This is a genomic window from Kitasatospora sp. NPDC004669 (assembly GCF_040609455.1).
Classification (GTDB): domain Bacteria; phylum Actinomycetota; class Actinomycetes; order Streptomycetales; family Streptomycetaceae; genus Kitasatospora.
Genome location: NZ_JBEXKB010000001.1, coordinates 266,106 through 291,958 on the forward strand (window position 1 = coordinate 266,106; position 25,853 = coordinate 291,958).

A 25,853-nucleotide genomic window follows, 5' to 3' on the forward strand; every position below is an offset into this window, starting at 1 on the left:
ACCAGTGGTCGACGACAACCGTCCCGACGGCGAACAGCCCGAGACCCCCGAGGCCGCAGAGGCCACCGCCCAGGCGACCATGCGGATCGAGCCGGTCGAGCTCGAGACCGAGATGCAGCGCTCGTACCTCGACTACGCGATGAGCGTGATCGTCAGCCGTGCGCTTCCCGAGGTCCGCGACGGCCTCAAGCCGGTGCACCGCCGCGTGCTCTACGCGATGTACGACGGCGGGTACCGTCCCGAGAAGGGCTACTACAAGTGCGCCCGCGTCGTCGGCGACGTGATGGGCAACTACCACCCGCACGGCGACACCTCGATCTACGACACCGTGGTCCGCCTGGCCCAGCCGTGGTCGCTGCGGATGCCGCTGGTGGACGGCAACGGCAACTTCGGCTCCCCGGGCAACGACCCGGCCGCGGCCATGCGCTACACCGAGTGCAAGATGATGCCGCTGGCCATGGAGATGATGCGCGACATCGACGAGGAGACCGTCGACTTCGCGCCCAACTACGACGGCCGCTCGCAGGAGCCCACCGTTCTGCCCGCGCGCATCCCCAACCTGCTGGTCAACGGTGCCACCGGCATCGCGGTCGGCATGGCCACCAACATCCCGCCGCACAACCTCCGCGAGGTCGCCTCCGGCGCGCTCTGGGCGCTGGAGCACCCGGACGCTTCCAACGAGGAGCTGCTGGAGGCCCTGATCGAGCGGATCAAGGGCCCCGACTTCCCCACCGGCGCGCTGATCGTCGGCCGCCGCGGCATCGACGACTACTACCGCACCGGCCGCGGCTCGGTCACCATGCGCGCCGTGGTCGAGGTCGAGGAGATCCAGGGCCGCCAGTGCCTGGTGATCACCGAGCTGCCGTACCAGGTCAACCCGGACAACCTCGCGCTGAAGATCGCCGACCTGGTCAAGGACGGCAAGATCGCCGGCATCGCCGACGTCCGCGACGAGTCCTCGTCCCGCACCGGTACCCGCCTGGTGGTCGTGCTCAAGCGCGACGCGGTCGCCAAGGTCGTGCTGAACAACCTGTACAAGCACACCGAGCTGCAGACCAACTTCGGCGCCAACATGCTGGCCCTGGTCGACGGCGTGCCGCGCACCCTGTCGCTGGACGCCTTCATCCGGCACTGGGTCAACCACCAGGTCGAGGTCATCGTCCGGCGCACCACCTTCCGGCTGCGCAAGGCGGAGGAGCGCGCCCACATCCTGCGCGCGCTGCTCAAGGCCCTGGACGTGATCGACGAGGTCATCGCGCTGATCCGGGCCTCGGCGAGCGCGGACGCCGCCCGCACCGGCCTGATGGGCCTGCTCGACATCGACGAGCTCCAGGCCAACGCCATCCTCGAGATGCAGCTGCGCCGCCTGGCCGCCCTGGAGCGCCAGCGGATCACCGACGAGCACGACGAGCTGCAGCGCAAGATCGACGAGTACAACGCGATCCTGGCCTCGCCGATCCGCCAGCGGGAGATCATCTCCGAGGAACTCGCCGCGATCGTCGAGAAGTACGGCGACGACCGGCGCTCCACCCTCATCCCGTCCGACGGCGACCTCTCCATCGAGGACCTCATCGCCGAGGAGGACATCGTCGTCACGATCACCCGTGGCGGCTACGTCAAGCGGACCCGCTCCGACCTCTACCGCTCGCAGAAGCGCGGCGGCAAGGGCGTGCGTGGTGCCCAGCTGAAGCAGGACGACATCGTCGACCACTTCTTCGTGACGACGACCCACAACTGGATCCTGTTCTTCACCAACAAGGGCCGGGTCTACCGCGCCAAGGGCTACGAGCTGCCGGACGCCGGGCGCGACGCCCGCGGCCAGCACGTGGCCAACCTGCTGGCCTTCCAGCCGGAGGAGCACATCACCCAGGTGATGGCCGTGCGCACCTACGAGGACAAGCCGTACCTGGTCCTCGCCACCCGGGCCGGCCTGGTGAAGAAGTCCCCGCTCAAGGACTACGACTCCCCGCGCTCCGGCGGCCTGATCGCGATCAACCTGCGCCAGGACGAGGAGGGCCGGGACGACGAGCTGATCGGCGCCGAGCTGGTCTCCGCCGAGGACGACCTGCTGCTGGTCTCCAAGAAGGCCCAGTCGATCCGCTTCACCGCGACCGACGACGCGCTGCGGCCCACCGGCCGTGCCACCTCCGGCGTCAAGGGCATGGCCTTCCGCGAGGACGACGAACTGCTCTCGATGAACGTCGTCCGTCCGGGCACGTACGTCTTCACCGCCACGGACGGCGGCTACGCCAAGCGCACCGGTGTGGACGAGTACCGTGTCCAGGGACGCGGCGGCTACGGCACCAAGGCGGCGAAGATCGTCGAGGGCCGGGGCTCGCTGGTCGGCGCGCTGGTGGTCGACGACACCGACGAGATCATGGCGATCACCCTGTCGGGTGGAGTGATCCGAACGAGGGTTTCCGAAGTTCGTGAAACCGGACGTGACACCATGGGCGTCCAACTGATCAACCTCGGTAAGCGCGACGCGGTCGTGGGCATGGCCCGCAACGCGGAGGCCGAGGACGACGAGACGGCGGAGGACGAGGTCGCGGACACCGAGTCCACCGAGACGGCCGAGGGTGCGGGGACGGCGGTCGGCGGCGACGCCGAGGCCTGAACCGAACCGCAGACCGGTGCCGCCGCGTCCACAGAGTGGGCGGGGCGGCACCGGACGCCGACCAGCACCGGGCAAACCCGCCGGGCGCTGGATGACGAGTGACGGATCAGGGCGGCGCCGCCCTGGTGGGAAGTGCGGGAGGACCAGGTGAGTGGTGGAGCCACGGGTGCTGCGGGAGGAGCCTCCGGCGGCCGTCCGGGCGCGCAGGGCGGGGGTTCGTACGGTGTGCCGCAGCCGCCGACCGAGCACTCGGCCGCGTCCACCTCGCTGATGCCACCGGTCGGCGGGGCGGGCCAGAGCGGTGCGACCTACGGGGGACAGACGCCGGCCGCGCCGGGCAGCCCGGCCCCCGGCTCGGGCGGCTTCTCGCAGCCGACCACCTACGCCAAGGGCCAGCCGACCCCGGCCCGGGGCACCCGGACCGGCGGCAACACCCCGGCCGGCGGCACCCCCGTCCCCGGGGCGGCGCGCCGCCCGGCGGGTGCGCCCTCGGCCGGCGGCGGCACCCTCGGCCGGACCCGCAAGGCCCGGCTGCGGGTGACCAAGGTCGACCCGTGGTCGGTGATGAAGGTCAGCTTCCTGCTCTCGCTGGCCGTCGGCATCATCATCATCGTGGCCTCGGCGGTGCTGTGGATGACGCTGGACTCGCTCGGCGTCTTCGACTCGCTGACCAAGACGCTCAAGGACGTCACCGGCGGCGGCGCCGAGAACGCCAGCAGCCAGCTGAACCTGATGGACTACATCGGCTTCGGCAAGGTGATGATGTTCACCACGCTGATCGCCGTGGTCGACGTCGTGCTGCTGACCGCGCTGTCCACGCTCTCGGCCTTCATCTACAACGCGGCGGCCGGCTTCACCGGCGGCGTCGAGCTGACCCTGGCCGAAGAGGACTGATCCCTGGCCGAATGCTGACCGTCGGTCAGTTCTCCGTCCGCGGACGGAATGCGACGGGCCCCGCAGGCTGTTCCAGCCTGCGGGGCCCGTCGGCATTCGGGTGACAGCCGACCCCCGCGGCGTGCCGCCCGGAAACGGGTCGGCCGCGGTGGGATTAGCTGGACGCCGCCCGTTCCCGCGCCTGGGAGTGCCACAGGCCGCCCCGGTCGGTCGACCGGGTCTGGTGAGGTTCCGCAGGACGACTGGACGGAGGCGCGCGGTGGCGAAGCTCGCAGGTCAACTCGTGGAGGCCCTGGACGGGCTGTTGGGGATCCCGGTACCGCTGCGGGTCCAGGCCTGGGACGGCAGCGTCGCCGGGCCGCCGGGAGCACCCACCGTGGTGCTCCGCAACCGCCGGGCGCTGCGCCGGCTGGTCTGGCAGCCGAACGAGCTGGGCCTGGCCCGGGCCTACGTCTCGGGGGACCTGGAGCTCGCCCCCGGCACCGACCTGTACGAGTCGCTCTCCGCGGTCGCCCGTTTCGCCGAGCGGCCGGAGATCCGCACCATGAACCTCGGGCCCCGCGAGGTGCTCGGGGCCAAGGGCCGCAAGGTCCTCGCCGCCGTGCTGCGGGCCGGGGCCATCGGCCCGGAGCCCACCCCGCCCCCGGAGGAGGTCCGCAGGGCCCCGGGGCGGCTGCACAGCCGCAGCCGGGACCGTGAGGCCATCAGCCACCACTACGACGTCGGGAACGACTTCTACGGCCTCGTGCTGGGCTCCTCCATGGTGTACTCCTGCGCCTACTGGACGCCCGAGGCGAAGAGCCTGGAAGCCGCCCAGGAGGCCAAGCTCGACCTGATCTGCCGCAAGCTCGGCCTGCGGCCCGGGATGCGGCTGCTGGACGTGGGCTGTGGTTGGGGCTCGCTGCTGCTGCACGCGGCCAAGCACTACGGCGTCACCGCGGTCGGCGTCTCCATCTCCAAGGAGCAGGTCGCGCTGGCCCGCGCCCGGGTCGAGGGGGCCGGTCTCGCGGACCGGGTCGAGGTCCGGCTCCAGGACTACCGGGAGATCCCCGACGGCCCGTTCGACGCGATCTCCAGCGTCGGCATGGCCGAGCACGTCGGCTCGGAGCAGTACCGGGCCTACGCCGAGGGCCTGTACCGGCTGCTGGCGCCCGGCGGTCGGCTGCTCAACCACCAGATCGCCCGCCGCCCCGACTGCCCCGGTGAGTCGCACCGCACCAGCCCCTTCATCGACCGCTACGTCTTCCCGGACGGCGAGCTCTCCCCGGTCGGTTCCACCGTGGCCCGGCTGGAGGAGGCCGGTTTCGAGGTCCGGGACGTCGAGGCGCTGCGCGAGCACTACGCGCTGACCCTGCGCGAGTGGGTGGCCAACCTGGAGGCGCACTGGATGGAGGCGGTCCGGCTGGTCGGTCGCGGTCGCGCCCGGGTCTGGCGGCTGTACATGGCCGCCTCCGCGCTCGCCTTCGAGCAGAACCGGATCGGCGTGAACCAGATCCTCGCCGTCCGCAGCACCGAGGAGGGCGCGGCGGGCCTGCGGCCGACCCGTGAGGAGTGGCTGGTGCGTCCGGCCGCCGAGGTCCCTGCCGCGACCCCGGCCGATACGGATTTGGGAGATCGGCGGTCGGTCCGCTAATCTTTCAGTGCGGCAAGGGCCTATAGCTCAGACGGTTAGAGCGCTTCCCTGATAAGGAAGAGGCCACAGGTTCAAGTCCTGTTAGGCCCACCACCGCGAAGGGCCCGGAGTGATCACTCCGGGCCCTTCGACACTTCTTGAGATCGGACGGGACCGCAGATCAGGACGGTTTCCGGTACGCTCTCTGAACAGCGCGGGCCTATAGCTCAGACGGTTAGAGCGCTTCCCTGATAAGGAAGAGGCCACAGGTTCAAGTCCTGTTAGGCCCACCGCCACGAGGGGCCCGGAGTGATCACTCCGGGCCCCTCGTCGTTTTCCCCGTGAATCCGGGGGCCGCGGCGGGGACACCGGCCGGACCGGTTCTGACGAGGGCTTCCCGGACCGGCCGGGTGCGGACGAACCGCACGACAGGAGGTTCGGCGTCAATCCTCCAAGCGGGCCTCCGGGTTGAAGCGCCGGTGGCTGGTCACGATTGGGACACCGGTGTGTATCATCGGCCGCAAGGGCAGTCTGGTACCCGGCCGCCCGTTCGCGCTCGAAACACATCTGGACTCGTCGGCCCGGCCAGCCCGGTCGGAGCACCGGCTCTTGAGTCCACCAACGCAAGAAGGACGAGGTCCCGCGGTGAAGAAGCTCCTCCTGGTCGCCCTGGTCGCCCTCGGCGGCTTCTTTGTCTACCGTCAGGTCCAGGCGGACCGCGCCGAGCAGGACCTGTGGACCGAGGCCACCGACCCGGTCCCGGCCGGCCGCTGAACCCGGACGATCTGACGATCGACGATCTTCGGAGGCGCTGATCGGCGCCTCCCGAACCGGCCGGCCCGGTCGCACGACCGGACCGGTTGGTTCCTTCAAGGGGACGGCGCTCGGAATCGCGTCGGAACCCGGTACGCTAGTGCCCGTTGGCACGCGCCGTGCCGTCGAGGGGCATTAGCTCAGTTGGTAGAGCGCTGCCTTTGCAAGGCAGATGTCAGGAGTTCGAGTCTCCTATGCTCCACACCGCCTGAACGGCGGCCGACCTGTTCTCCAGGTCGGCCGCCGTTCAGCTTTTCCGGGCCGTTCGCTACGGCTGCGGGCGGTCGTCCTCGGTCGGGTCGGTGGGCTCCGCCGACTCGCCCGTGTCCTCCGGGCCGGCGCCGTTCACCGGGGCGGAGGCGGCGTGCACGCCGGTCGGCCGGGGGGCGTCCGGGGCCGGGGGCTCGACCAGCCACTCCGGGTTGCTGTGCCGGCGCCACCACTGCCAGGCGACGATGCCGCCGCCGATCGCCAGCACGCCCGCCACGGCGAGGCCGGCGGACCGGCCGCTGCGGCACCGGGCCCGCTTCGCGTTCCGGGCGGCGAGTCGGCTGATCTCCGCCGAGCTGACGTGGCCGTGGAGGGCGGTCAACGCGGCGGCGCCGCGGGTCTGGGCCTCCTTGGCGACCGGGGAGACCGCGGCGCGGGCGTCCTCGACGGCCTGGACGACCTTGGGACCGACCGTGGTGCGGGCCTGGTCGGCGGCGTGGGCGGCGGAGAGGCGGGCCGCCAGGGCGGCCTCCTGGGCCCGGTGGAGGGCCCTCAGGGCGTTCTCCTGGGCCTCGGGCGGCAGGTTGGCGAAGGCCTGGCCCAACTGTGGGGCGAGATGCTTGTCGTACTGGACGCGGAGATTGTGGGCGGCCTGGGCGGCCTTCGGCCCGAGGGCGTCCAAGGCGGGCCCGAGGCGCTGTTTGGCGTCGTCCGCGAACTGCGCCGCGGTGTCCCGGGTCCTGGTGGCCGTCTTATGGGCCGAGTCCGAAAAGCTCACGAGTCTCTCCTCCTGGGTGGCGTCCTTTATGCGCATATCCACCTGAATGCTGATCATGCATCCGGATCTGTCCACCGGCACTTCGGGGTGGGCCGGGCGAGGGCCTCGGCGGCGGCGGGGCCGTGCGTGGGAAGGCGCCGGGAGCGAGGGGTGCCGCAGTAGGCTGGCGGTTCCGGTGGTCGGGTACGGGAAGGGGAGAGCGCTGATGCTCCCGGACGAGCCGCGGCAGTCGACGGAGCCGTCCCCGGAAGGGGGGCTGCCCGGCTGCTACCGGCATCCGCAGACGGCCACCGGGATCTCCTGCACCCGCTGTGAGCGCCCGATCTGCCCGCAGTGCATGGTGGCCGCCTCGGTGGGCTTCCAGTGCCCGGAGTGCGTCGGCAACGGGCAGGCCGGGGCACGGCGGGCGACCACCCGGTTCGGCGGGGCGCTGACCGTCGACGGCGGGCTGGTCACCCGGGTGCTGATCGGGATCAACCTGGTGGTCTGGCTGCTGGCCGCCTACGTGCTCAGGCCGCGGCTGGGCGAGGTCTGGTCGCTGGCCAGCGCCGGGCGGGACGAGCCCGGCGGTCCGTTCGGCATCGCCGACGGCCCGGATCAGTGGTACCGGCTGCTGACCGCCACCTTCCTGCACCTGGAGTGGTGGCACATCGGGATGAACATGCTGGTGCTGCTCTGGCTCGGCCCGCCGCTGGAGGAGGCGCTGGGGCGACTGCGCTTCCTGGTCCTCTACCTGCTCGCCGGGCTGGGCGGCAGCACCTTCGCCTTCGTGGTGGCCGGCGACTGGATGAACTCGCTGGGGGCCTCCGGGGCGGTCTTCGGCCTGATCGGCGCCACCGTCGTGATGCAGCTGCGGAACAAGGGTCCGCTCGCCCCGGCGATGGCCTTCCTGGTCTTCAACCTGGTGGTCACCTTCTCCCGTCCCGGCATCGACTGGCGCGCGCACCTCGGCGGTCTGGCCTTGGGCGCACTGACGGCTTTCGGCCTGATGTACGCCCCGCGCGAGCGCCGCGCCCTGGTCCAGGGGCTGGCGGTGGCCGGGGCGGTGGCCGTGGAGGCGGCGATGTTGTGGATCGGTATGGCCCTCTACGGCGCGTGACGCCCGGGGCGTTTGTCCACAGCGGGTGCGGGGTTGTGCACAGGCTGTGCGCAGGTCCGCCTGTGGACTGCTGTTCTACGCGCGTCCTCCTGCGCGGTTTCCCGGCTTCCCAGGAGTTGTGCACAGCTGTGGACGGTCGCGCCCGGAAAAGTTATCCACAGGCTGTGGGGACTTTTCCCCAGTGTGGATAACCATGTGGATAAGCACGACTGTGTGATCGTGGGACTGTGTGATGGTGGGGCGGGCCGACCGGGTTCCAGCCCGCGCCCGGGCACGCCGAACCGCCGCCCCGGGACCCGCGATCCGAAGCGGCGGAAACGGCTCGAATCCGAGCCTCAGGACGAGCGGAGCGTCACTTCCACTGAGTGGAGACGCCGAACCCGGCCGCGATGAAGCCGAAGCCGACCAGGATGTTCCAGTTCCGCCAGCTCTCGACCGGGTAGCTGCCGCTGGTCACGTAGTACGTGACGATCCACACCAGGCCGATCAGGAACAGTGCCAGCATCAGCGGCGCGACCCAACCGCGGCCCGAGCTGATCTTCACCGCGGCCGTGGTGGGCGGGGTGTAGTCGGACTTCTTGCGGAGTCGAGACTTCGGCACGAGGAGCTCTCCTGTCGATGCGCTGTGAGACCGCGCAGGGGGTGCAGCGGGTGAGACGCCGACGTCGGGTTGTGGAGAGCGCTCTGGGACCGCTCCCCGACCTGCCACCGGCGTCCGTTAGCGTAGTGGCTCGGCGGGTCTCAAGGAGATAAGGGTACGGTGACTAATTTGTCGATTCCCCCCGGGAAGGCCGGTACCCGCCGCTCCGGCATCCGAATTGTCGGCCGTGCCCTGACCTGCGCGGTGTTCGCGCTCGCCGGTCTGCTCTTCTACATCAGCGCGCAGACCGCCCGCGGCACCGACCTGCGGACCGACAACTCGCTGCTGAGCCTCGGCGACGTGATCCGCCAGCGCAGCTCGCAGAACCAGCAGGCGCAGGCCCAGCTGGCCGACCTCCAGGCCCGGGCGCAGCAGCTCACCGAGCAGCAGGGCCACGACCCCGCCGACGCGGCGCAGCTGGACGGCCTGCGGCGCGGTGCGGCCCTGGAGCCGCTGCAGGGCGGCGGCCTGACCGTCACCCTCAACGACGCCCCGTCGAACGCCACCGCGCGCATCCCCGGCGTCCCCGAGCCCGGCGTCAACGACCTGGTCATCCATCAGCAGGACATCCAGGCCGTGGTCAACGCGCTGTGGCGGGGCGGCGCCGAGGGCGTGCAGGTCATGGACCAGCGGCTGATCTCCACCAGCGCGGTGCGCTGCGTGGGCAACACCCTGCTGCTCCAGGGCCGGGTCTACTCCCCGCCGTACGTCGTCAAGGCGGTGGGCAGGACCGACGCCCTGCGGGCGGCCGTCGAGGCGGACCCGACGATCCGCAACTACCTGCAGTACGTCCAGGCGTACGGCCTGGGCTGGAAGGTCCAGGAGAGCGGCGACCTGGCCCTGCCCGGCTACTCCGGCACCACCGAACTCCGGTCGGCGGGCTGAGTGGCGGACCAGCCTCACGGCTGTGGATCCCGGGTCTACTCTTGACCCCAGTCTGCTACCTCGAGGGAGCACCATGTACGGCTTCATCTGGCGTCACCTCCCGGGGAACACCCTGGTCAAGGCCGTCATTTCGCTGCTCCTGATCCTGGGGATCGTCTACCTTCTCTTCACCTACGTCTTCCCGTGGGCGGAACCGCTGCTCCCCTTCGGTGACGTCACAGTGGACGGCGGCGACGGAGCCGCGGCCGGCTGACCCAGCGGGCCCGGCAGTTCCCCAAAGCACCGCATCCCACGGAGAGCACGCGCGAATGACCACCCAGCCGACCCCGCCCCGCATCCTGGTCGTGGACAACTACGACAGCTTCGTCTTCAACCTGGTCCAGTACCTGTACCAGCTCGGCGCCACCTGCGAGGTGGTGCGCAACGACGAGGTGACCGTCGAGCACGCCGTCCGCCGGGCGGGGGAGGAGGGCTTCGACGGGGTCCTGCTCTCCCCCGGGCCGGGGGCGCCCGAGGAAGCCGGGGTCTGCATCGAGATGGTGCACCACTGCGCCGGGATCGGGCTGCCGGTGTTCGGCGTCTGCCTGGGCCTGCAGTCGATCGCGGTCGCGTACGGCGCGGTGGTCGACCGGGCGCCGGAACTGCTGCACGGCAAGACCTCGCTGGTCGAGCACGAGGACGGCGGCGTGTTCGAGGGCCTGCCCTCGCCGCTGACCGCGACCCGCTACCACTCGCTGGCCGTCGAGCCGGCCACCGTGCCGGACGAGCTGGTGGTCACCGCGCGCACCGAGAGCGGCGTGATCATGGGCCTGCGGCACCGTGAACTGCCGGTCGAGGGCGTGCAGTTCCACCCCGAGTCGGTGCTGACCGAGGGCGGGCACCGGATGCTCGCCAACTGGCTGGCGGAGTGCGGTGACCCGCACGCCGTGGACCGGTCGGCCGGGCTCGCCCCGGTGATCGGCCGGGGCTGAGCGGCGTGACCGCGGTGCGCCCGGAGGGGCGTTACCAGCCCGAGGCCGGCCCCTACGGCGGCGCTCAGCAGTACGGCGGCGCGCCCTACGACGTGGGCCGGTCAGGCGTGCCGTACCCGCAGCAGCACCAGGCCCAGGGCGCGCCCGAGGACGCCTGGGGCGTGTACGAGCAGGCCGAGGAGCCCGCCGAGGGCGGGCCCGAGTACCCGTGGCTGCCGGACCAGACCCTCCAGCTGCGGCTGCCCGCCGACGCCGGCGAGCCGGCCGCCGAGCCCGCCCCGCCCACCGGCGGCCGGGCCGAGCGCCGTCGGGCCGCCCAGGGCCGGACCTCGGTCCGCTCGGGCAGCGGGCGGCGCCGGGCGAAGGGCCGGGCGGCCGGACAGGCGCGCCCCAGGGAGTCCGCGGTCGTGGTGGGCGCCCGGTTCGTCGGCGAGCTGTGCATCACCCTCGGTGTGGTGATGCTGCTGTTCGTGGCGTACCAGCTCTGGTGGACCAACGTGCAGGCCGACGCGGCCGCCAGCAGCGCCCGTGACCAGCTGGAGCAGCAGTTCGACGCCCAGCCACCCGCCCAGCCGGGCCAGCCGGCGCCGGACCCGAACAAGCCCGAGGCGTTCGCGCCCGGCAAGGGCTTCGCCATCATCTACCTGCCCAAGCTGGGCCTGAAGTTCCCGATCGCCGAGGGCACCGACAAGTCGGCGGTGCTCGACAAGGGCCTGGTCGGCCACTACACCAACACCGGGATGCCCGGCGACAAGGCGAGCAACTTCGCGCTGGCCGCGCACCGAAACACCCACGGCGAGCCGTTCCGGTACATCAACGAGCTGGGCAAGGGCGACAAGATCGTGGTGGAGACCGCCACCGCGTACTACACGTACGAGATCACCGGCGGCATCCCGCAGACCTCCCCGAGCAACGTGAGCGTGATCAAACCGGTGCCCAACGGCTCCGGGTACACCGGTCCCGGCCGCTACATCACGCTGACCACCTGTACGCCGGAGTTCACTTCCAAGTTCCGGCTCATCCTCTTTGGCAAGATGATCGAGGATCGGCCGCGCAGCCAAGGCAAGCCGGCCGCGATCACGGGCGGATAGCCGCCCGGAGGCCCGTTCGGAGGGGGATCACCGCAGATGCAGGACGACGGGACCGCGCAGTCGGCAGAGCCGGCCCAGGAGGCCTTCCCCCCGCCCGGGGAGGGCGCCGCGCCGGGCGCCGGGTCCTCACCCGGGGGCCGGGCGCGGCGGGGGCGGAGCCGGGCGCTGGCCGCGCTCGGCGTCTTCGGTGAGCTGCTGATCACCCTGGGCCTGGTGCTCGGCCTGTTCGTGGCCTACTCGCTGTGGTGGACCAACGTGCAGGCGGACCGCTCCGCGGCGGCCGCTTCCGACAAGTTGCGCAGCTCCTGGGCCGCCGGCCCGACCGCAGGCCCCTCGGCCGCGCCCGGTGCCACCCCGGGTGCCACCCCCGGTGCCACTCCCGATGCCACCCCCGGCGCCACCCCCGCGCCCGGCGGGGCCCCCGCGGCGCCGCCCGCGATCGGGGACGACATCGGCTTCCTGCACGTCCCGGCGATGGGCCGGGACTTCCAGGTGCTGATCCGGATGGGCACCTCCACCGAGGTCCTGGACGAGGGCGTGGCGGGCGTCTACGAGCAGCCCTACAAGGCCGCGATGCCCTGGGACCAGGCGGGCAACTTCGCGCTGGCCGCCCACCGGGACGGCCACGGCGCCAAGTTCCACGACCTGGACGCCGTCCACACGGGTGACGCGATCGTGGTCGAGACCAAGGACAAGTGGTACGTCTACAAGGTCGACGGCACCCTGCCGGAGACCTCCAAGTACGACACCGGCATCGTCGCGCCCGTCCCGGTCGGCTCCGGCTACACCGCGTCCGGCCGCTACATCACCCTGACCACCTGCACGCCGGTGTACACCTCGCGGTACCGGATGGCCGTCTGGGGGAGTCTGGCGCGGGTGGACGACATGGACGCCAAGCGCACCCCGCCGCCCGAGCTGCGGCGCTCCTGAGGGCCCTTCAGGGCCTCCTGAGGCCTCCTCAGGCTTCGTTCCCGGTAATGCCCGAGGGCCCGTCGCGATCACCGCGACGGGCCCTCGGGCATTACCGTTCAGGACGGTCGAGCCTCAGAACCAGGGGAACCAGGGCTTAGGGGTTGCCTTTGCCGGGGGGCGTGGAGAAGGGGTCGCCCCCTTTCGGCGGATCGGCCGGCTTGGTGAACAGCTGCACCTGGGTGTTCGGGTCCAGCTGTTGGCCGGCGCCGGGGTTGCTCATCTGGACGATCGCATTCGGGTCCTGCGGGCCGACCACGGTGTAGCCCAGGCCGTTCTTCTGCAGGGCGGCGATGGCGTCCGACAGCTTCTGGTTCTGCAGCGGCGGGACGGTGGCCTTGTCCGGCGCCTTGTAGACGGTCAGCGAGATCTTCGTGCCGGCCGGGGCCTTGGTGTTCGGCGGGACCGACTGCGCGGCGACCGTGTTGACCTTGGTCGGGTCGTTGGTCGGCGTGGTCTTCGAGGCGTCGACCTGGAAGCCTTGGCTCTGCAGCTGGTTCTGCGCGTCGTCCTTCTGCGCGCCGACCACGTTCGGGACGTTCACCTTGGTCTTGCCCTGCGAGACCGTCAGCTTGATCGGGGCGCTCGGGTCGGCGTTGTTGTTCGCCGCCGGGTCCTGGGCGGTGACCGTCTCCTGCGGAGCGGTGTCGTCGTCCTTGTACTCGGTGGAGACGTTGGTGAAGCCGGCGTCGGCGAGCGCCTTGGTGGCCTGGTCCTTGGTCTTGCCGACCACGGTCGGCACCTGCGCCTTGGCCGGGCCGGAGGAGATCTGCACCGTGATGGCGGTGTTCTCGGCGACCTGGCCGCCGGCCACCGGGTTCTGGGTGCAGACCTGGTCCTTCTTCACGTTGGTGTCCGGGCAGGCGATCTTGTCGCCCTCGGTCACCTGGAACTTGGTCCCGGCCGTGGTCTTGGCGTCGGCCAGGCTCTTGCCGACCAGGTTCGGCACGGCCACCTTCGGGGCGTCCTTGGTGCCCTTGTCGCTGAACATCGCCTGGGCCACGAAGAAGGTGCCGACCAGGACCAGCACGGCGGCCACCGCCAGCACGATCCAGGAGGTGTTGCCCTTCTTCGGCCGGTCCTCGCCGCGCCGGCCGCGGCCGCCCTCGCCGTAGCCGTCGTCTCCGCCGCCCTGCCCGCCGGCGTAGGTCTGGCCGTAGCCGTCGTCCTGGTAGCCGCCCTGGCCGTAGCCGGCCTGCGCGGAGGCCTGCGGCAGGAGGGTGGTCGGGCCGCCGCCGGGCTGCTGGGGCAGCACGTTGGTCTGGCCGTACGGGTCGTGCTGCTGCGGGTAGCCGTTCTGGTCGTAGCCGTACCCGGCGGCGCCCATGCCGTAGGCGGCGGCCTGCTGGGCGGCGGCGACCGGGAGGCCGTCGAGGAAGCGCTCGATGTCGTCGCGCATCTCGTCGGCGCTCTGGTAGCGGTAGTCGCGGTCCTTGGCGAGCGCCTTCAGCACGATCGCGTCGATCTCGGGGCGTACCTCGGGATCGAAGACCGACGGCGGCTGCGGCTCCTCCCGGACGTGCTGGTAGGCCACCGCGACCGGCGAGTCGCCGACGAACGGCGGGCGGACGGTCAGCAGCTCGTAGAGCAGGCAGCCGGTGGAGTAGAGGTCGGAGCGGGCGTCGACCTGCTCGCCCTTGGCCTGCTCGGGGGAGAGGTACTGGGCGGTGCCGATGACGGCCGAGGTCTGGGTCATGGTCATGCCGGTGTCACCCATCGCGCGGGCGATGCCGAAGTCCATGACCTTGACGTTGCCCTGCCGGGTCAGCATCACGTTGGCCGGCTTGATGTCGCGGTGCACGATGCCGGCCCGGTGCGAGTACTCGAGGGCCTGGAGGATGCCGATGGTCATCTCCAGCGCGCGCTCGGGCAGCAGCCGGCGGCCGGAGTGCAGCAGCTCGCGCAGCGTCGACCCCTCGACGTACTCCATCACGATGTACGGGATGGAGATGCCGTCGATGTAGTCCTCGCCGGTGTCGTACACGGCGACGATCGCGGGGTGGTTCAGGGAGGCCGCGGACTGCGCCTCGCGGCGGAACCGGGCCTGGAACGACGGGTCCCGGGCCATGTCGGCCCGGAGTGTCTTCACGGCGACGGAACGGCCGAGCCGGGTGTCATGGCCGAGGTACACCTCGGCCATGCCGCCGCGCCCGAGGACGCCGCCGAGCTCGTACCTGCCGCCTAGGCGACGAGGCTCTTCCATAGTTCCGACCCTCTCCCTCACCCGCCGGTGAGGTTGTGACGTAGGTGTCCCCGCACGCTCTGGGTGACGCCGCGCGCGCCGCGACCGGTTCTCCGGCCGGGCCGTGCGCCGCCTCGCGGGCGGCAACGGGCACACCCGCTGCTGGCGGATACGCTACCGGTCGCACCCCACCGGACCGGAGTCAGCCGTCGGCCGATATCAGACCGGTATCCGGAAGGGGGTGCCGATCGTGACATTCGCCTCACCCTCGACCGCGCTCCCCTACTTGCCGAGTGCGGCCTGCATCACCGCCTTGCCGATCGGGGCCGCGAGGCGGCCGCCGCTGATGCCGTCGCGGTTGTTGGAGCCGTCCTCGACCACGACCGCGACCGCGACCGACTGGCCGTCCGAGGTCTTGGCCCAGCAGGTGAACCAGGCGAACGGCAGGCCGGCGTTGTCCTCGCCGTGCTGCGCGGTGCCGGTCTTGCCGCCGACCTGCACGCCGGGGATCTTGGCGTTGGTGCCGGTGCCGTTCTCGACCACCGAGACCATCAGGTCCTGCATCTTCTGCGCGGTGGCCGGGCTCATCGCCTGGGAGAACTGCTTCTCGGTGTGCTTGGAGATGGTGGTCAGCGAGGCCGAGCGCTCCTGATCGACCAGGTAGGGCTGCATCAGGCTGCCGTTGTTGGCGATCGCGGCGGAGACCATGGCCATCTGCAGCGGGGTGGCGCGGGTGTCGTGCTGGCCTATCGAGTCCTGGGCGGTGCCGTCCAGACTGGGGCTGTCCGGGAAGATGCTCTTCTCGGAGCGGGCCGGGGTGTCCACCGTGCTGTTGAAGCCGAACTTCTCGGCCTGCGCCCGCATCTTGTCCTTGCCGAGGTCCGCGCCCATCTTGGCGTAGACCGTGTTGCAGGACTGGTCCATCCCGGACTTGAGCGTGGCGTTCTCGCAGCGCTCGTTGGGGCTCTCGTTCTTCAGCACGGTCTGGGTGCCGGGCAGCGTGTACGGGTCCGGGGTCGACGTCGTGTCGTTGATGTTCTGGTACAGGCCGTTCTCGAACGCGGCGGTCGCGGTGACCAGCTTGAAGGTCGAGCCGGGCGGGTAGGTCTCGCGCAGCGCCCGGTTGAGCATCGGCTTGTTCGGGTCCGCGAGGAGGTCCTGCCAGGCCTTGGTGTCGCCGCTGTCACCGCCGGCGAAGGTGCTCGGGTCGTAGGACGGCGTGGAGACCAGCGCCAGGATCGCACCGGTCTTCGGGTCGAGCGCGACCACCGCGCCCTTCTTGTCGCCGAGGCCGTCGAAGGCGGCCTTCTGGACCTTGGCGTTGATGGTCGTGACGACGTCGCCGCCGCGCTTCTGCTCGCCGGTCAGCATGTCCAGGGTGTTGCGGAAGAACAGCCGGTCGTCGGTGCCGGAGAGGATGCCGTCCTCCAGGTTCTCCAGCTGGGTGGAGCCGTAGGCCTGCGAGGAGTAGCCGGTCACCGGCGCGTACATCGGGCCGTCGACCCAGGAGCGCTTGTACTTGTAGCGCAGGCCGTTCACGAAGTCGGACTTCGTCACCGGCTGGCCGCTGACGATGATGTTGCCGCGCGGGTGGGCGTAGCGGTCGTACAGCTGGCGCTTGTTGTTCTTGTTGGACGCCAGGGAGTCGGCCTGGACGCCCTGCACCCAGTTGGTGCGCGCCATCAGGGCCAGGATCAGCACGAGGCAGAAGATCGAGACCCGTCGGATCGGCTTGTTCATCGGGCGGGTCCTCCCTGGCCCTCGGTGGCCGGGGCCGGTTCGACCCCGGGTCGGCGGGCGCTGTCGCTGATCTTCAGCAGGATCGCGACCAGCGCCCAGTTGGCGACCACGGACGAACCGCCCTGAGCGAGGAACGGCATGGTCATACCGGTGAGCGGGATCAGCCCGGTGACCCCGCCGGCGACGACGAAGACCTGCAGCGCCATCGCCGAGGCGAGACCGACGGCGAACAGCTTGCCGAAGGGGTCGCGGGCGGCGAGGGCGGTGCGCAGGCCGCGCTGTACCAACAGGGCGTACAGCAGGAAGATCGCCATCAGGCCGGTGAGTCCGAGCTCCTCGCCGAAGGAGCCCAGGATGAAGTCGCTCTTCGCGGCGAAGTTGATCAGCCAGGAGCGGCCCTGGCCCAGGCCCGAGCCGGTCACCCCGCCGGAGCCGAGCGCCATCAGCGACTGGCCGATCTGCTCGGTCGAGCCCTTGGGCGGGTTCGGCGAGAAGGCGGCCATCGGGTCGAGCCAGGCGTCGATGCGGACCTTGACGTGGCTGGTGGTCAGGGCGACCGCGACCGCGCCGCCGACCGACATCAGCAGGCCGAACAGGATCCAGCTGGTCCGCTCGGTGGCGACGTAGAGCATCACCACGAACAGGCCGAAGAACAGGAAGGACGTGCCGAGGTCGTTCTCGAAGACCAGGATCAGCAGGCTGAGCAGCCAGATCACGGCGATCGGGCCGAGGTCGCGGCCGCGCGGCAGGTACAGGCCCATGAAGCGGCGGCTGGCCAGGGCCAGGGCGTCCCGCTTGACCATCAGGTAGCCGGCGAAGAACACGGTCAGGATGATCTTGGCGAACTCGCCGGGCTGGATGGAGAAGCCACCCATCCGGATCCAGATCTTGGCGCCGAAGTCCTCCGCCCGGGCCGGGAAGAAGGCCGGCGCGGCGAGCAGGACCAGTGCCACCACCATCGAGATGTAGGTGTAGCGCTGGAGCACCCGGTGGTCCTTCAGCAGGACCATCACCCCGATGAACAGCGCGACCCCGAGGGCGGACCAGATCAGCTGGTTCCTCGCCGCCGGGAAGTTGCCGCTGAGCAGCCTGCCCGCCTTGTCCAGGCGCCAGATCATCACCACGCCCAGCCCGTTCAGCAGGGTGGCGATCGGCAGCATCAGCGGGTCCGCGTACGGCGCGAAGCGGCGCACCAGCAGATGCGCGACCAGCGCCAGCGAGCCCATGCCGAGGCCGTAGCCGAGCATGCCGGCCGGCAGCTCGGAGTCCATCGCCAGCCCCACGTTGGCGTACGCCACGATCGGCAGCAGGACCGCGAAGACCAGCAGCGCCAGCTCGGTGCCCCGCCGGTTCGGCGCGCCCTGGAACGAGATGGTGGTGTTGCCCCGGCGCCGGGGCACGGCACGCTCGGCCACCGCCCGGCGCCGACCACCGGCGCGGCCGGTGTCACCGCTCAGGTTGTAGCTGCTCACGTGGTGACCGCTCCCTGACGGCCGGCAAGCCCGCTGCGGGCGGGCCCATGTCGGATCACGGACGTCACGGCTTCGGGCAGGATTCGGCCCGGCTGCGCTCGTCGTCGTTCAGCTGGGGCTGCTGGGGCTGCTGGGGCTGCTCGCTCGGGGCACCGGCCGTCGGCGGGGTGGCGTTCTGCGTCGGGGCGGAGGTGCTCGGGGCGGTCGGGGTCGGCGTGGCCGTCGGCGAGCCCGCGGCCGGGCTGCGGGGCTTGGTCTCCTTCTCGCCCGGGGTGGGCGGGGTGGCGGCCACGAACGAGGCCTTGCTGGCCTGGGTCGGCTGGGCGCTCTGCGGGGCCCCTCCGGCCGGGACGCCGGTGGGGGCGGCGCTGGAGGCACCGGCGACCTTCTGGCACAGCTGGGCCCAGTCCTTGAGGCCCTGCACCGTCGTCTCGGCCTCCTTGCGGCTGCCGACGGAGATGGTCTTGTTCACGTGGGTGCGCTGGTCCTGCGGCAGCCACTTCAGCGGGATGTCGCTGTACGAGGTGTCCACCGAGGACAGGCTCAGGCCGGCCAGGTTCTGGTTGATGCCCTGGTAGACCGCGACGTGGTCGCCGTCCTCGCCGACGTAGTACTGGTCCTGGGTCCACTGGTAGCCGAAGTACCCGGCGCCGCCGAGCAGGCCGAGCGTGACCAGGACGGCCAGCGAGACGGTCAGGCCCCGGCGCTTGCGCTTGGGGGGCTGCTCCTCGTCGAAGTCCTCGGTGCCGTACACCGAGGGCTCGGCGGAGGGGTAGCCGTAGCCGGCCTCGCCCTCGTAGCCCTCGGCGGGGCCGAAGCCGCCCGCGGCGCCGTAGCCGCCCGCGGCGCCGTAGCCGGCCTCGTAGCCCTCGGCCGGGCCGAAGGCGCCCTGGGGGCTGCGGCCCAGGCCGGCGGCACGGCCGGCCGGGGTGTCCGCGATCGAGCGGTCGGCGGCGGCCGAGGACGGCGGGGTGTCGGCGACCGCGCCGACCACCACCGGGACGTCGTTGAACTGGCCGCTCATGGTGTCCGTGGCGCCGACGTCGATGACGTCCGCCACGATGCAGGTGATGTTGTCCGGACCGCCGCCGCGCAGCGCGAGCTGGATCAGCTCCTGCACGGTCTGCTCGGGCGAGTAGAAGCTGCCGAGGGTGTCCTGGAGGGTCTGGTGGCTGACCGGGCCGGAGAGGCCGTCGGAGCAGAGCAGGTAGCGGTCGCCGGCCCGGACCTCGCGGATCGACAGGTCGGGCTCGACCTGGCCGCGGCCGTCCAGCGCCCGCATCAGCAGCGAGCGCTGGGGGTGGGTCTCGGCCTCCTCGGGCGTGATCCGGCCCTCGTCGACCAGGCGCTGCACCCAGGTGTGGTCCTGGGTGATCTGCACGAGCGAGCCGTCGCGCAGCAGGTAGGCGCGGGAGTCGCCGACGTGCACCAGGCCCATCCGCTGGCCGGTCCAGAGCATGGCGGTCAGGGTGCAGCCCATGCCCTCCAGCTGCGGGTCCTCCTCGACCATCTGCCGGAGCCGGTCGTTGGCGCCCTGGACGGCGTCGCCCAGCAGGGTAAGCAGGTCGGCGCCCGGCACGTCCTCGTCCAGGCGGACGATCGAGCCGAGCACCTCGGAGGACGCGACCTCGCCGGCCGCGGCGCCGCCCATGCCGTCGGCCACGGCCAGCAGCCGCGGCCCGGCGTAGCCGGAGTCCTCGTTCCCCTCCCGGATCAGTCCCTTGTGGGAGCCGGCGGCGAAGCGCAGCACCAGGGTCATGCGACCTGTGCCCCCCTCTGGGTCTTGGACGGGATGCTTGCCCTCATGCGCTACTACTTCCGCAGTTCGATGACGGTCCTGCCGATACGGATCGGCATGCCCGGCTGGAGCGGGGTGGGCGCGGTCAGGCGCTGCCGGTCCAGATAGGTGCCGTTGGTGGAGCCTAGATCCTCGACCGTCCACTGCCCAGTCTGATCCGGATAGATCCTGGCATGCCGGGAGGACGCGTAGTCGTCGTCCAGCACGATGGTGGAGTCGTGCGCGCGGCCCAGCGTGATGGTCTGGCCCTGCAGCGCGACGGTGGTTCCGGCCAGCGAGCCCTGCACCACGACGAGCTGGGTCGGGCCGCCGCGGCGGCGGCCGCCGCCCTGGGTCTGGCCCGGGGCGGACCCGCCGACGGCGGGCGCCGGACGTGCGGTGGCCGTGGCGGCCGGGGTACCGCCCGACGTGGCGTTGGCGCCGCGGCGGGAGGTGCGGGGGTTCACCTTGGTGCCGAACAGGTCGCTGCGGATCACCTGGATCGCGACGATGACGAACAGCCACAGCACGGCGAGGAAACCCAGCCGCATGACCGTCAGGGTCAGTTCTGACATGGCCGTCCCGCCAGTCGGTGAGCGAGGCGCGCGAACAACTCGGACACTACCCTTCGACCTGCCGGTAGACGATGGTGGTGGAGCCCACGACGATTCGGGAGCCGTCGCGGAGCGTAGCGCGCTGGGTGTGCTGCCCGTCCACCACGATGCCGTTGGTGGACCCCAGGTCGAGCACCATCGAAGGGGTGCCGGGGCGGATCTCGGCGTGCTTGCGGGAGACCCCGGGGTCGTCGATCCGTACGTCCGCCTCGGTCGAGCGGCCGAGCACACAGGCCGCGCCGGTGATCTGGTGGCGGGCGCCGTTCACCTCGATCCAGCGGCGGACCGAGGCGCCGTGGCCGGCGCCGGGGAAGGCGCGGACGTTGCCGCCGGCGGGCGGGGCCGGGGGCATCGCGGGGGGCGCAGCCGGCGGCGGGGGCGCGCTGTACTGTCCGGCGCCGCCCTGCTGCCATGGCGCGCCGGGGGCCGGGGCGGCCGGCTGGCGGTCGTAGCCGGGCTGCGGCGGGGCGTACTGCTGGGGCTCCTCGGCGGCCAGGGTGCGGCTGCGCACCCGGTACAGGCCGGTGTCCAGGTCGTCGGCCTTCTCCAGGTTCACCTGGAGCGGGCCCATGAAGGTGTATCGCTGGGCCTCGGCGTACTCGCGGACCATGCCGGCCAGTTCGGTGCCGAGCTGGCCGGAGTAGGGGCTGAGCCGCTCGAAGTCGTGGGGGCTGAGCTCGACGATGAAGTCGTTCGGCACGACGGTGCGGTCGCGGTTCCAGATGCTCGCGTTGTTGTCGCACTCGCGCTGCAGAGCGCCGGCGATCTCCACGGGTTGGACCTCGGACTTGAACACCTTGGCGAAGGTGCCGTTGACGAGACCCTCCAGCCGCTGCTCGAACTTCTTCAGCATTCCCATGGGACACCCCCTTCCAGGGTTCGTTCGCCTGCCTGCCGGCCGGGTCTCTCCGGGGAGTGGTCCTCCCGGGAGTCGGTCGTGCCTACTTGCGGTACTTCCGTACTGATCGTATCCACGCCGGGCCCTTCCGTACGGTTCCCGGACCGCGTCGTGACCCCGGGGTGGGCTCGGACACACAGGGTGACGCATTTCGGGTACGGCACGCCAGGTGCGCCGGTCGGAGCGGTCTCCCGCCCCTCGGTCACCCGTTCGTCGCGCACCCGTTCGGATGCGGTCGGTCTCCCCCGGATACGGATTCGGAGCTGCCCTCCAGGTCGTGCTACTGTTTTCCACGTCGGAAGGGCCGCCCGGAAGGGAAGCCGGACCGAGGAAGCGCGAAGACCACATGGTACCGAGCGGTTCTGAGGGAAGGTCGGCAAAGAAGACAACACCCATGCGCGGGTGGCGGAATAGGCAGACGCGCTGGATTCAGGTTCCAGTGCCCGAAAGGGCGTGGGGGTTCAACTCCCCCCTCGCGCACAGCGAAGCCCCGCAGATCTTCGGATCTGCGGGGCTTTTTTGTCGTCCCGGAGCCCGCTCGGGCCCGTCGCGCCGGCTCGGGTGGCCGGGGTCAGGAGCGGGTGGCGGGCAGCTCGGCGCGGACCTCGAAGCCGCCGTCCTGGGTGGGGCCGGCGGTGAGGGTACCGCCCAGCAGCTGGGCGCGCTCGCGCAGTCCGACCAGCCCGTGGCCGCCGCCCGGCAGGGTCTCGGCCGGGTGGACCGGCGGCGCCTCGTTGCGGACCTCGACCCGCAGTCGGCGGCCCTTCGCCCGGACCCTCACGTGCACCACCGCATCCGGGGCGTACTTGGTGATGTTGGTGAGCGCCTCCTGGACGGTGCGGTAGGCGGCCCGCTCGACCGCCTCCGGCCACGGGCGGTCGCCGGGGTTGAGCTCGGCGTCGGCGGTCAGACCGCTCTCCTCGATCAGCCGGGGCAGGTCGGCCAGCCGGGGCTGTGGGGCGAGCGGGGCGGCCGGGAGCGGGCCGCTGCTGCCGCGCAGCACCCCGACCATCTGGCGCAGCTCGTCCAGGGTCCGTACGGACAGTTCGCGGATGGTGCGGGCGACGGTCGCGGCGGCCGGGTCGCCGGTGCTCACCTGGAGCGCGCCGGCCTGGATGCTGATCAGGCTGACCTGATGCGAGACCACGTCGTGCATCTCCCGGGCGAGTCGGCTGCGCTCGCTCATCAGCACCCGTTCGGCGAGCAGCCGGCTCTCCCGCTCCTGGCCGCGGGTCAGCTCGTCCAGCCGGGCGGCCAGCTCCCGCCGGGTGCGGGAGAGCAGGCCGGTGGCGGCCGGCCCGCCCGCCAGCATCACGGCCTGGATGGCGTCCAGGGCGGTGGCCCGGCTCAGGTCGAAGACGTTGTCGGGCAGCGGCCAGTGGAAGAAGGAGACCAGGGCGAACAAGGTCCCGCAGGGGATCAGGACCCGGCGCCCGGGGCGTTCGGCGGCCACCGTGTAGACGGCGGTGATCGGGGCCAGCCAGATCTCCTCGACCCAGCTGCCGGGCATGGTGAGCAGGAACACCGCCACCGGGAAGCGGCGGCGCCAGAACAGCGCGACGGCGGCCAGCGTGGACAGCGAGAACTGCCACCAGGTGGCGTCCCGGGCCACCAGCGCGGCGTCCAGCAGGGAGTACAGGACAGGCAGCAGCAGCATCAGCCAGGGCGCGGAGCACCAGGCCGGCAGCCGGCGGGACGGCAGCGGGTCGGCGGCCGTCATGCCCCGTCGCCGGGCTTGGGCCGCACCAGGCCGGCCCGGTGGGCGAGCACGGCGGCCTGCACCCGGTTGGCGGCGCCGAGCTTGCCGAGGATGGCGCTGATGTGGTCCTTGACCGTCCCGGTGCCGAGGAACAGCCGGTCGGCGATCTCGGCGTTGGACAGGCCCTCACCGAGCAGGGCGAGCACGTCGAGCTCCCGGCCGGTGAGGGTGCGGGCCAGCGCGGTGGCCTCGGCGTCCGGGCCGCCGCCGTCCACGTAGCCGCCGATCACGGTGCGGGTGACGGTCGGGGAGAGGATGTTGCCGCCGGCCGCGAGCACCCGGACGGCGTGCACCAGCTGCTCGGGGGCGGTGTCCTTGAGCAGGAAGCCGGCCGCGCCGGCCCGCAGCGCGGTGCCGATGTACTCGTCGGTGTCGAAGGTGGTGAGCATCGCCACGGCGGGCGGGTCGGGCAGGGCCCGTAGGCGACGCAGCACGGAGATGCCGTCGAGGTCCGGCATCCGGATGTCGAGCAGCACCACGTGCGGACGCAGGCGCTGGACGTGGTCCTCGGCCTGCCCGCCGGAGCAGTCGCCGACCACCTCCAGGTCTGGGGCGGAGCCGACGATCAGGCCCAGGCCGGAGCGGACCAGGATCTCGTCGTCGACGATCAGCACGCGGGTGGTGGTGATGGTGCCTCCTCGGTTCGGGCGGCCGGGTTCGGGCGGTCCGCGGGGATCGCTTTTGAGAGTAGGGGTAGTGACGGCAGGACGCCGAACGCATGGGGGGTGCCCACCCCCGCCGTTCGGCGGGGGCGGGAATCGGCTACCCGGTTCACGTAATTCTCAGGAACGGTGGGCAACCATGGAGTTGGCTGCCCTTTCCGGCCCGCCGCTCCCTGCGGGCGGCCGGTGGGCGGGGGCGGCCGGTCAGTCCGTCGGGCCCGTGCGGGCGCCCGGCGCCGGGCCCTGCGGATGCGCCCCACCATCTGATCGTTTGGAATTGAGCTGTGTCGTCCACTGTGAAGCCGGAGCCGTCCGCCACGTCAACCGGGCCCCGGCCCGGCGGGCTGCTCGACCGCTGGCGGCCGAGGGCCGCCGTGGCCTCCGTCTGGTACCTCCGGCTGCTGGCCCTGCTGAACGTCGCCACCGTGCTGCTGGTGCCCTGGGGTAACCAGGTCTCCGAGCACAACGAGGGTGAGTATTTCACGCCGTACCTGATGACCTCGGGCCTGGCGGCCGCGGTGCTGTCGGTCTTCCTCGCGATCGCGATGCGGCGTCGCAAGCGGGCCGCGTGGATCTTCAACGCGGCGCTCGGCAGTGTGTTCGCGCTGCTGTACCTGGCGGTCATGGTGCTGCCCGGCGAGCGGTTCAGCAAGCACCCGCTCAACTACATCTCCACCATCCTGACCTGCCTGTTCGTGCTGGCGCTGCTGATCGGGCGCAAGGAGTTCACGTCCAAGGGCGACCGCTCCAACCCGAAGACCGCGGCGGCCACCTTCGTCAGCGGTCTGGTGTTCGGCGGTCTGGCCGGCGGGCTGCTGGTCTGGGCCACCAACGAGCTCAACGGCGCCGGCTTCTGGGACCTCTTCCGCTACTCGGTCGGTCGGATGATCACCATCACCCCGTCCGAGCACCTGCGCTCGGTGATCGCCACGCCGACCTGGGTGAACGCCGCGATCAACGCGATGGGCGCGGTGCTGTTCCTGCTGGTGCTGTACATGGCCTTCCGCAGCCCGCGCGGCACGGAGCTGCTCAACCCCGAGGACGAGGCGAAGCTGCGCGGCCTGCTGGACAAGCAGGGCGAGCGGGACTCGCTGGGCTACTTCGCGCTGCGCCGGGACAAGGCGGTGATCTTCTCCCCCAGCGGCAAGGCGGCGGTGACCTACCGGGTGGTCGGCGGGGTCTCGCTCGCCTCGGGCGACCCGATCGGCGACCCGGAGGCCTGGCCGGGCGCGATCGAGGCCTGGCTGTCCGAGGCCCGTGAGCACGCCTGGGCGCCGGCCGTGATGGGAGCCTCCGAGGAGGCCGGTGTGATCTACGCCCGGCACGGGCTGGACGCCCTGGAACTGGGCGACGAGGCGATCGTCGAGCTGGACGAGTTCTCGCTGGACGGCCGCGCGATGCGGGTGGTCCGGCAGGCGTACAACCGGGTCAAGCGGGCCGGGTACACGGTGCGGATCCGCCGCCACGAGGACATCTCCGAGGCGGAGATGGCGCGGCTGGTGGCCAAGGCCGACGAGTGGCGCGACGGCGCGACCGAGCGCGGCTTCTCGATGGCGCTCGGTCGGCTCGGCGACCTGGCCGACGGCCGCTGCGTGATGCTGGAGTGCCACGACGGGGACGGCGAGCTCGCGGCGCTGCTGAGCTTCGTCCCGTGGGGCCCGGACGGGCTCTCGCTGGACCTGATGCGCCGGGCCCGGGACACCGAGAACGGCCTGATGGAGTTCATGGTGATCGAGCTGCTGCAGCGCGCCGACGAGGTGGGGCTGAAGCGGGTCTCGCTGAACTTCGCGATGTTCCGCTCGGTCTTCGAGCGCGGTTCGCGGCTCGGCGCGGGACCGGTGCTGCGGCTGTGGCGCGCCGTCCTCGGGTTCTTCTCGCGCTGGTGGCAGATCGAGTCGCTGTACCGCGCGAACGCCAAGTACCGGCCGATCTGGGAGCCGCGCTACCTGCTGTTCGAGAAGAGCAGCGAGATCCCGCGGATCGGCATCGCGAGCGCGCGGGCCGAAGGGTTCATCGTCGCGCCGAGCCTGCCCGCCCTGTTCCGGCGCCGGCACGCCGAGACCGCCGTGGTGGCTCCCCGGGTGCCGGTGGCGGCACGGGACGGGAAGTAGCCCTCCGTCGGGGGCGGAGGGGCCCTCGGTCGAATGGGGGATCCGGTGGGGGGATTCTT

21 protein-coding genes and 4 tRNA genes are annotated in these 25,853 nt (G+C 71.5%); 15 read left to right on the top strand and 10 right to left on the bottom strand.

The window, feature by feature from the left end; genetic code table 11:
- The first annotated feature begins 4 nt into the window (after positions 1-4).
- The 7 genes from gyrA to ABZW30_RS01260 all read left to right on the top strand — a co-directional run bounded on the left by gyrA (position 5) and on the right by ABZW30_RS01260 (position 6,138).
- Positions 5-2,617 carry a DNA gyrase subunit A gene (gene gyrA, locus ABZW30_RS01230; protein WP_355668928.1) on the top strand — a complete coding sequence of 871 codons (2,613 nt, stop codon included), beginning with the start codon at positions 5-7 and terminating at the stop codon, positions 2,615-2,617.
- 225 nt (positions 2,618-2,842) lie between these two features.
- A complete protein-coding gene (locus tag ABZW30_RS01235) occupies positions 2,843-3,511 on the top strand; it encodes a DUF3566 domain-containing protein (RefSeq protein WP_355668929.1) in 669 nt (222 codons plus the stop codon).
- A 259-nt stretch (positions 3,512-3,770) separates the two neighbouring features.
- Entirely contained in the window at positions 3,771-5,144 is a 1,374-nt protein-coding gene (locus ABZW30_RS01240; protein ID WP_355668930.1) for a cyclopropane-fatty-acyl-phospholipid synthase family protein, read from the top strand.
- A 16-nt stretch (positions 5,145-5,160) separates the two neighbouring features.
- A tRNA-Ile gene (locus ABZW30_RS01245) sits at positions 5,161-5,237 on the top strand.
- A 102-nt stretch (positions 5,238-5,339) separates the two neighbouring features.
- Positions 5,340-5,413 (top strand) — tRNA-Ile (locus ABZW30_RS01250).
- Positions 5,414-5,768: 355 nt separating this feature from the next.
- A complete protein-coding gene (locus ABZW30_RS01255) occupies positions 5,769-5,897 on the top strand; it encodes a DLW-39 family protein (RefSeq protein ID WP_014137031.1) in 129 nt (42 codons plus the stop codon).
- 168 nt (positions 5,898-6,065) lie between these two features.
- Positions 6,066-6,138, top strand: a tRNA-Ala gene (locus ABZW30_RS01260).
- Positions 6,139-6,204: 66 nt separating this feature from the next.
- Here the strand turns inward: ABZW30_RS01260 and ABZW30_RS01265 are convergent.
- Positions 6,205-6,924, bottom strand: coding sequence for a DUF5324 family protein (locus tag ABZW30_RS01265; RefSeq protein ID WP_355668931.1), 720 nt, complete (start codon positions 6,922-6,924; stop codon positions 6,205-6,207).
- A 205-nt stretch (positions 6,925-7,129) separates the two neighbouring features.
- Between ABZW30_RS01265 and ABZW30_RS01270 the strand changes: the two genes are divergently transcribed.
- Positions 7,130-8,023: a rhomboid family intramembrane serine protease gene (locus tag ABZW30_RS01270; protein ID WP_355668932.1), complete on the top strand. Its 894-nt coding sequence runs from the start codon at positions 7,130-7,132 to the stop codon at positions 8,021-8,023.
- 352 nt (positions 8,024-8,375) lie between these two features.
- Here ABZW30_RS01270 and crgA read toward each other — a convergent pair whose 3' ends face one another.
- The gene (gene crgA / locus ABZW30_RS01275) at positions 8,376-8,624 is read right to left on the bottom strand and encodes a cell division protein CrgA (RefSeq protein ID WP_270145659.1); all 249 of its coding nucleotides are present in this window, start codon (positions 8,622-8,624) and stop codon (positions 8,376-8,378) included.
- A 168-nt stretch (positions 8,625-8,792) separates the two neighbouring features.
- On the opposite strand from crgA, the gene ABZW30_RS01280 reads away from it, so the two are divergent.
- From ABZW30_RS01280 to ABZW30_RS01300, 5 genes are all read left to right on the top strand, one after another.
- A complete protein-coding gene (locus tag ABZW30_RS01280; RefSeq protein WP_355668933.1) occupies positions 8,793-9,548 on the top strand; it encodes a DUF881 domain-containing protein in 756 nt (251 codons plus the stop codon).
- A 73-nt stretch (positions 9,549-9,621) separates the two neighbouring features.
- On the top strand, positions 9,622-9,801 hold the full coding sequence (locus ABZW30_RS01285) for a hypothetical protein (RefSeq protein WP_355668934.1): 180 nt from the start codon (positions 9,622-9,624) through the stop codon (positions 9,799-9,801).
- Positions 9,802-9,856: 55 nt separating this feature from the next.
- Positions 9,857-10,519 carry an aminodeoxychorismate/anthranilate synthase component II gene (locus tag ABZW30_RS01290; RefSeq protein WP_355668935.1) on the top strand — a complete coding sequence of 221 codons (663 nt, stop codon included), beginning with the start codon at positions 9,857-9,859 and terminating at the stop codon, positions 10,517-10,519.
- 5 nt (positions 10,520-10,524) lie between these two features.
- Positions 10,525-11,610 (top strand): class E sortase, encoded by a 1,086-nt coding sequence (locus ABZW30_RS01295; protein ID WP_355668936.1) that lies wholly within the window; start codon positions 10,525-10,527, stop codon positions 11,608-11,610.
- Between the two features lie 36 nt (positions 11,611-11,646).
- The gene (locus ABZW30_RS01300; protein WP_355668937.1) at positions 11,647-12,540 is read left to right on the top strand and encodes a class E sortase; all 894 of its coding nucleotides are present in this window, start codon (positions 11,647-11,649) and stop codon (positions 12,538-12,540) included.
- Positions 12,541-12,676: 136 nt separating this feature from the next.
- Here ABZW30_RS01300 and pknB read toward each other — a convergent pair whose 3' ends face one another.
- The 6 genes from pknB to ABZW30_RS01330 form a co-directional block, all read right to left on the bottom strand.
- Positions 12,677-14,782 (bottom strand): Stk1 family PASTA domain-containing Ser/Thr kinase, encoded by a 2,106-nt coding sequence (pknB, locus tag ABZW30_RS01305; RefSeq protein WP_355668938.1) that lies wholly within the window; start codon positions 14,780-14,782, stop codon positions 12,677-12,679.
- A gap of 261 nt (positions 14,783-15,043) precedes the next feature.
- The gene (locus ABZW30_RS01310) at positions 15,044-16,501 is read right to left on the bottom strand and encodes a penicillin-binding transpeptidase domain-containing protein (protein WP_355668939.1); all 1,458 of its coding nucleotides are present in this window, start codon (positions 16,499-16,501) and stop codon (positions 15,044-15,046) included.
- Entirely contained in the window at positions 16,498-17,916 is a 1,419-nt protein-coding gene (locus ABZW30_RS01315) for an FtsW/RodA/SpoVE family cell cycle protein (RefSeq protein WP_355669039.1), read from the bottom strand. The genes ABZW30_RS01310 and ABZW30_RS01315 overlap by 4 nt, the downstream gene beginning before the upstream one ends.
- Before the next feature lie 121 nt (positions 17,917-18,037).
- Complete coding sequence (locus tag ABZW30_RS01320; protein WP_355668940.1) at positions 18,038-19,732, bottom strand: protein phosphatase 2C domain-containing protein; 1,695 nt, start codon at positions 19,730-19,732, stop codon at positions 18,038-18,040.
- Positions 19,733-19,785: 53 nt separating this feature from the next.
- The gene (locus tag ABZW30_RS01325; protein ID WP_355668941.1) at positions 19,786-20,325 is read right to left on the bottom strand and encodes an FHA domain-containing protein; all 540 of its coding nucleotides are present in this window, start codon (positions 20,323-20,325) and stop codon (positions 19,786-19,788) included.
- A 46-nt stretch (positions 20,326-20,371) separates the two neighbouring features.
- Positions 20,372-21,223 carry a DUF3662 and FHA domain-containing protein gene (locus ABZW30_RS01330; RefSeq protein WP_355668942.1) on the bottom strand — a complete coding sequence of 284 codons (852 nt, stop codon included), beginning with the start codon at positions 21,221-21,223 and terminating at the stop codon, positions 20,372-20,374.
- A 435-nt stretch (positions 21,224-21,658) separates the two neighbouring features.
- On the opposite strand from ABZW30_RS01330, the gene ABZW30_RS01335 reads away from it, so the two are divergent.
- Positions 21,659-21,742, top strand: a tRNA-Leu gene (locus ABZW30_RS01335).
- 91 nt (positions 21,743-21,833) lie between these two features.
- Here ABZW30_RS01335 and ABZW30_RS01340 read toward each other — a convergent pair.
- On the bottom strand, positions 21,834-22,982 hold the full coding sequence (locus tag ABZW30_RS01340) for a histidine kinase (protein WP_355668943.1): 1,149 nt from the start codon (positions 22,980-22,982) through the stop codon (positions 21,834-21,836).
- The gene (locus tag ABZW30_RS01345) at positions 22,979-23,629 is read right to left on the bottom strand and encodes a response regulator transcription factor (protein ID WP_355669040.1); all 651 of its coding nucleotides are present in this window, start codon (positions 23,627-23,629) and stop codon (positions 22,979-22,981) included. The genes ABZW30_RS01340 and ABZW30_RS01345 overlap by 4 nt, the downstream gene beginning before the upstream one ends.
- A 398-nt stretch (positions 23,630-24,027) precedes the next feature.
- Between ABZW30_RS01345 and ABZW30_RS01350 the strand changes: the two genes are divergently transcribed.
- Complete coding sequence (locus ABZW30_RS01350) at positions 24,028-25,794, top strand: phosphatidylglycerol lysyltransferase domain-containing protein (protein ID WP_355669041.1); 1,767 nt, start codon at positions 24,028-24,030, stop codon at positions 25,792-25,794.
- Positions 25,795-25,853: the final 59 nt, after the last annotated feature.

Bases quoted from the DNA above. Each gene is read 5' to 3' on its own strand.
- ABZW30_RS01270 (WP_355668932.1), top strand. From the start codon at position 7,130: ATGCTCCCGGACGAGCCGCGGCAGTCGACGGAGCCGTCCCCGGAAGGG.
- ABZW30_RS01285 (WP_355668934.1), top strand. From the start codon at position 9,622: ATGTACGGCTTCATCTGGCGTCACCTCCCGGGGAACACCCTGGTCAAG.
- ABZW30_RS01290 (WP_355668935.1), top strand. From the start codon at position 9,857: ATGACCACCCAGCCGACCCCGCCCCGCATCCTGGTCGTGGACAACTAC.
- ABZW30_RS01300 (WP_355668937.1), top strand. From the start codon at position 11,647: ATGCAGGACGACGGGACCGCGCAGTCGGCAGAGCCGGCCCAGGAGGCC.
- pknB (WP_355668938.1), bottom strand. From the start codon at position 14,782: ATGGAAGAGCCTCGTCGCCTAGGCGGCAGGTACGAGCTCGGCGGCGTC.
- ABZW30_RS01310 (WP_355668939.1), bottom strand. From the start codon at position 16,501: ATGAACAAGCCGATCCGACGGGTCTCGATCTTCTGCCTCGTGCTGATC.
- ABZW30_RS01320 (WP_355668940.1), bottom strand. From the start codon at position 19,732: ATGACCCTGGTGCTGCGCTTCGCCGCCGGCTCCCACAAGGGACTGATC.
- ABZW30_RS01325 (WP_355668941.1), bottom strand. From the start codon at position 20,325: ATGTCAGAACTGACCCTGACGGTCATGCGGCTGGGTTTCCTCGCCGTG.
- ABZW30_RS01330 (WP_355668942.1), bottom strand. From the start codon at position 21,223: ATGGGAATGCTGAAGAAGTTCGAGCAGCGGCTGGAGGGTCTCGTCAAC.
- ABZW30_RS01340 (WP_355668943.1), bottom strand. From the start codon at position 22,982: ATGACGGCCGCCGACCCGCTGCCGTCCCGCCGGCTGCCGGCCTGGTGC.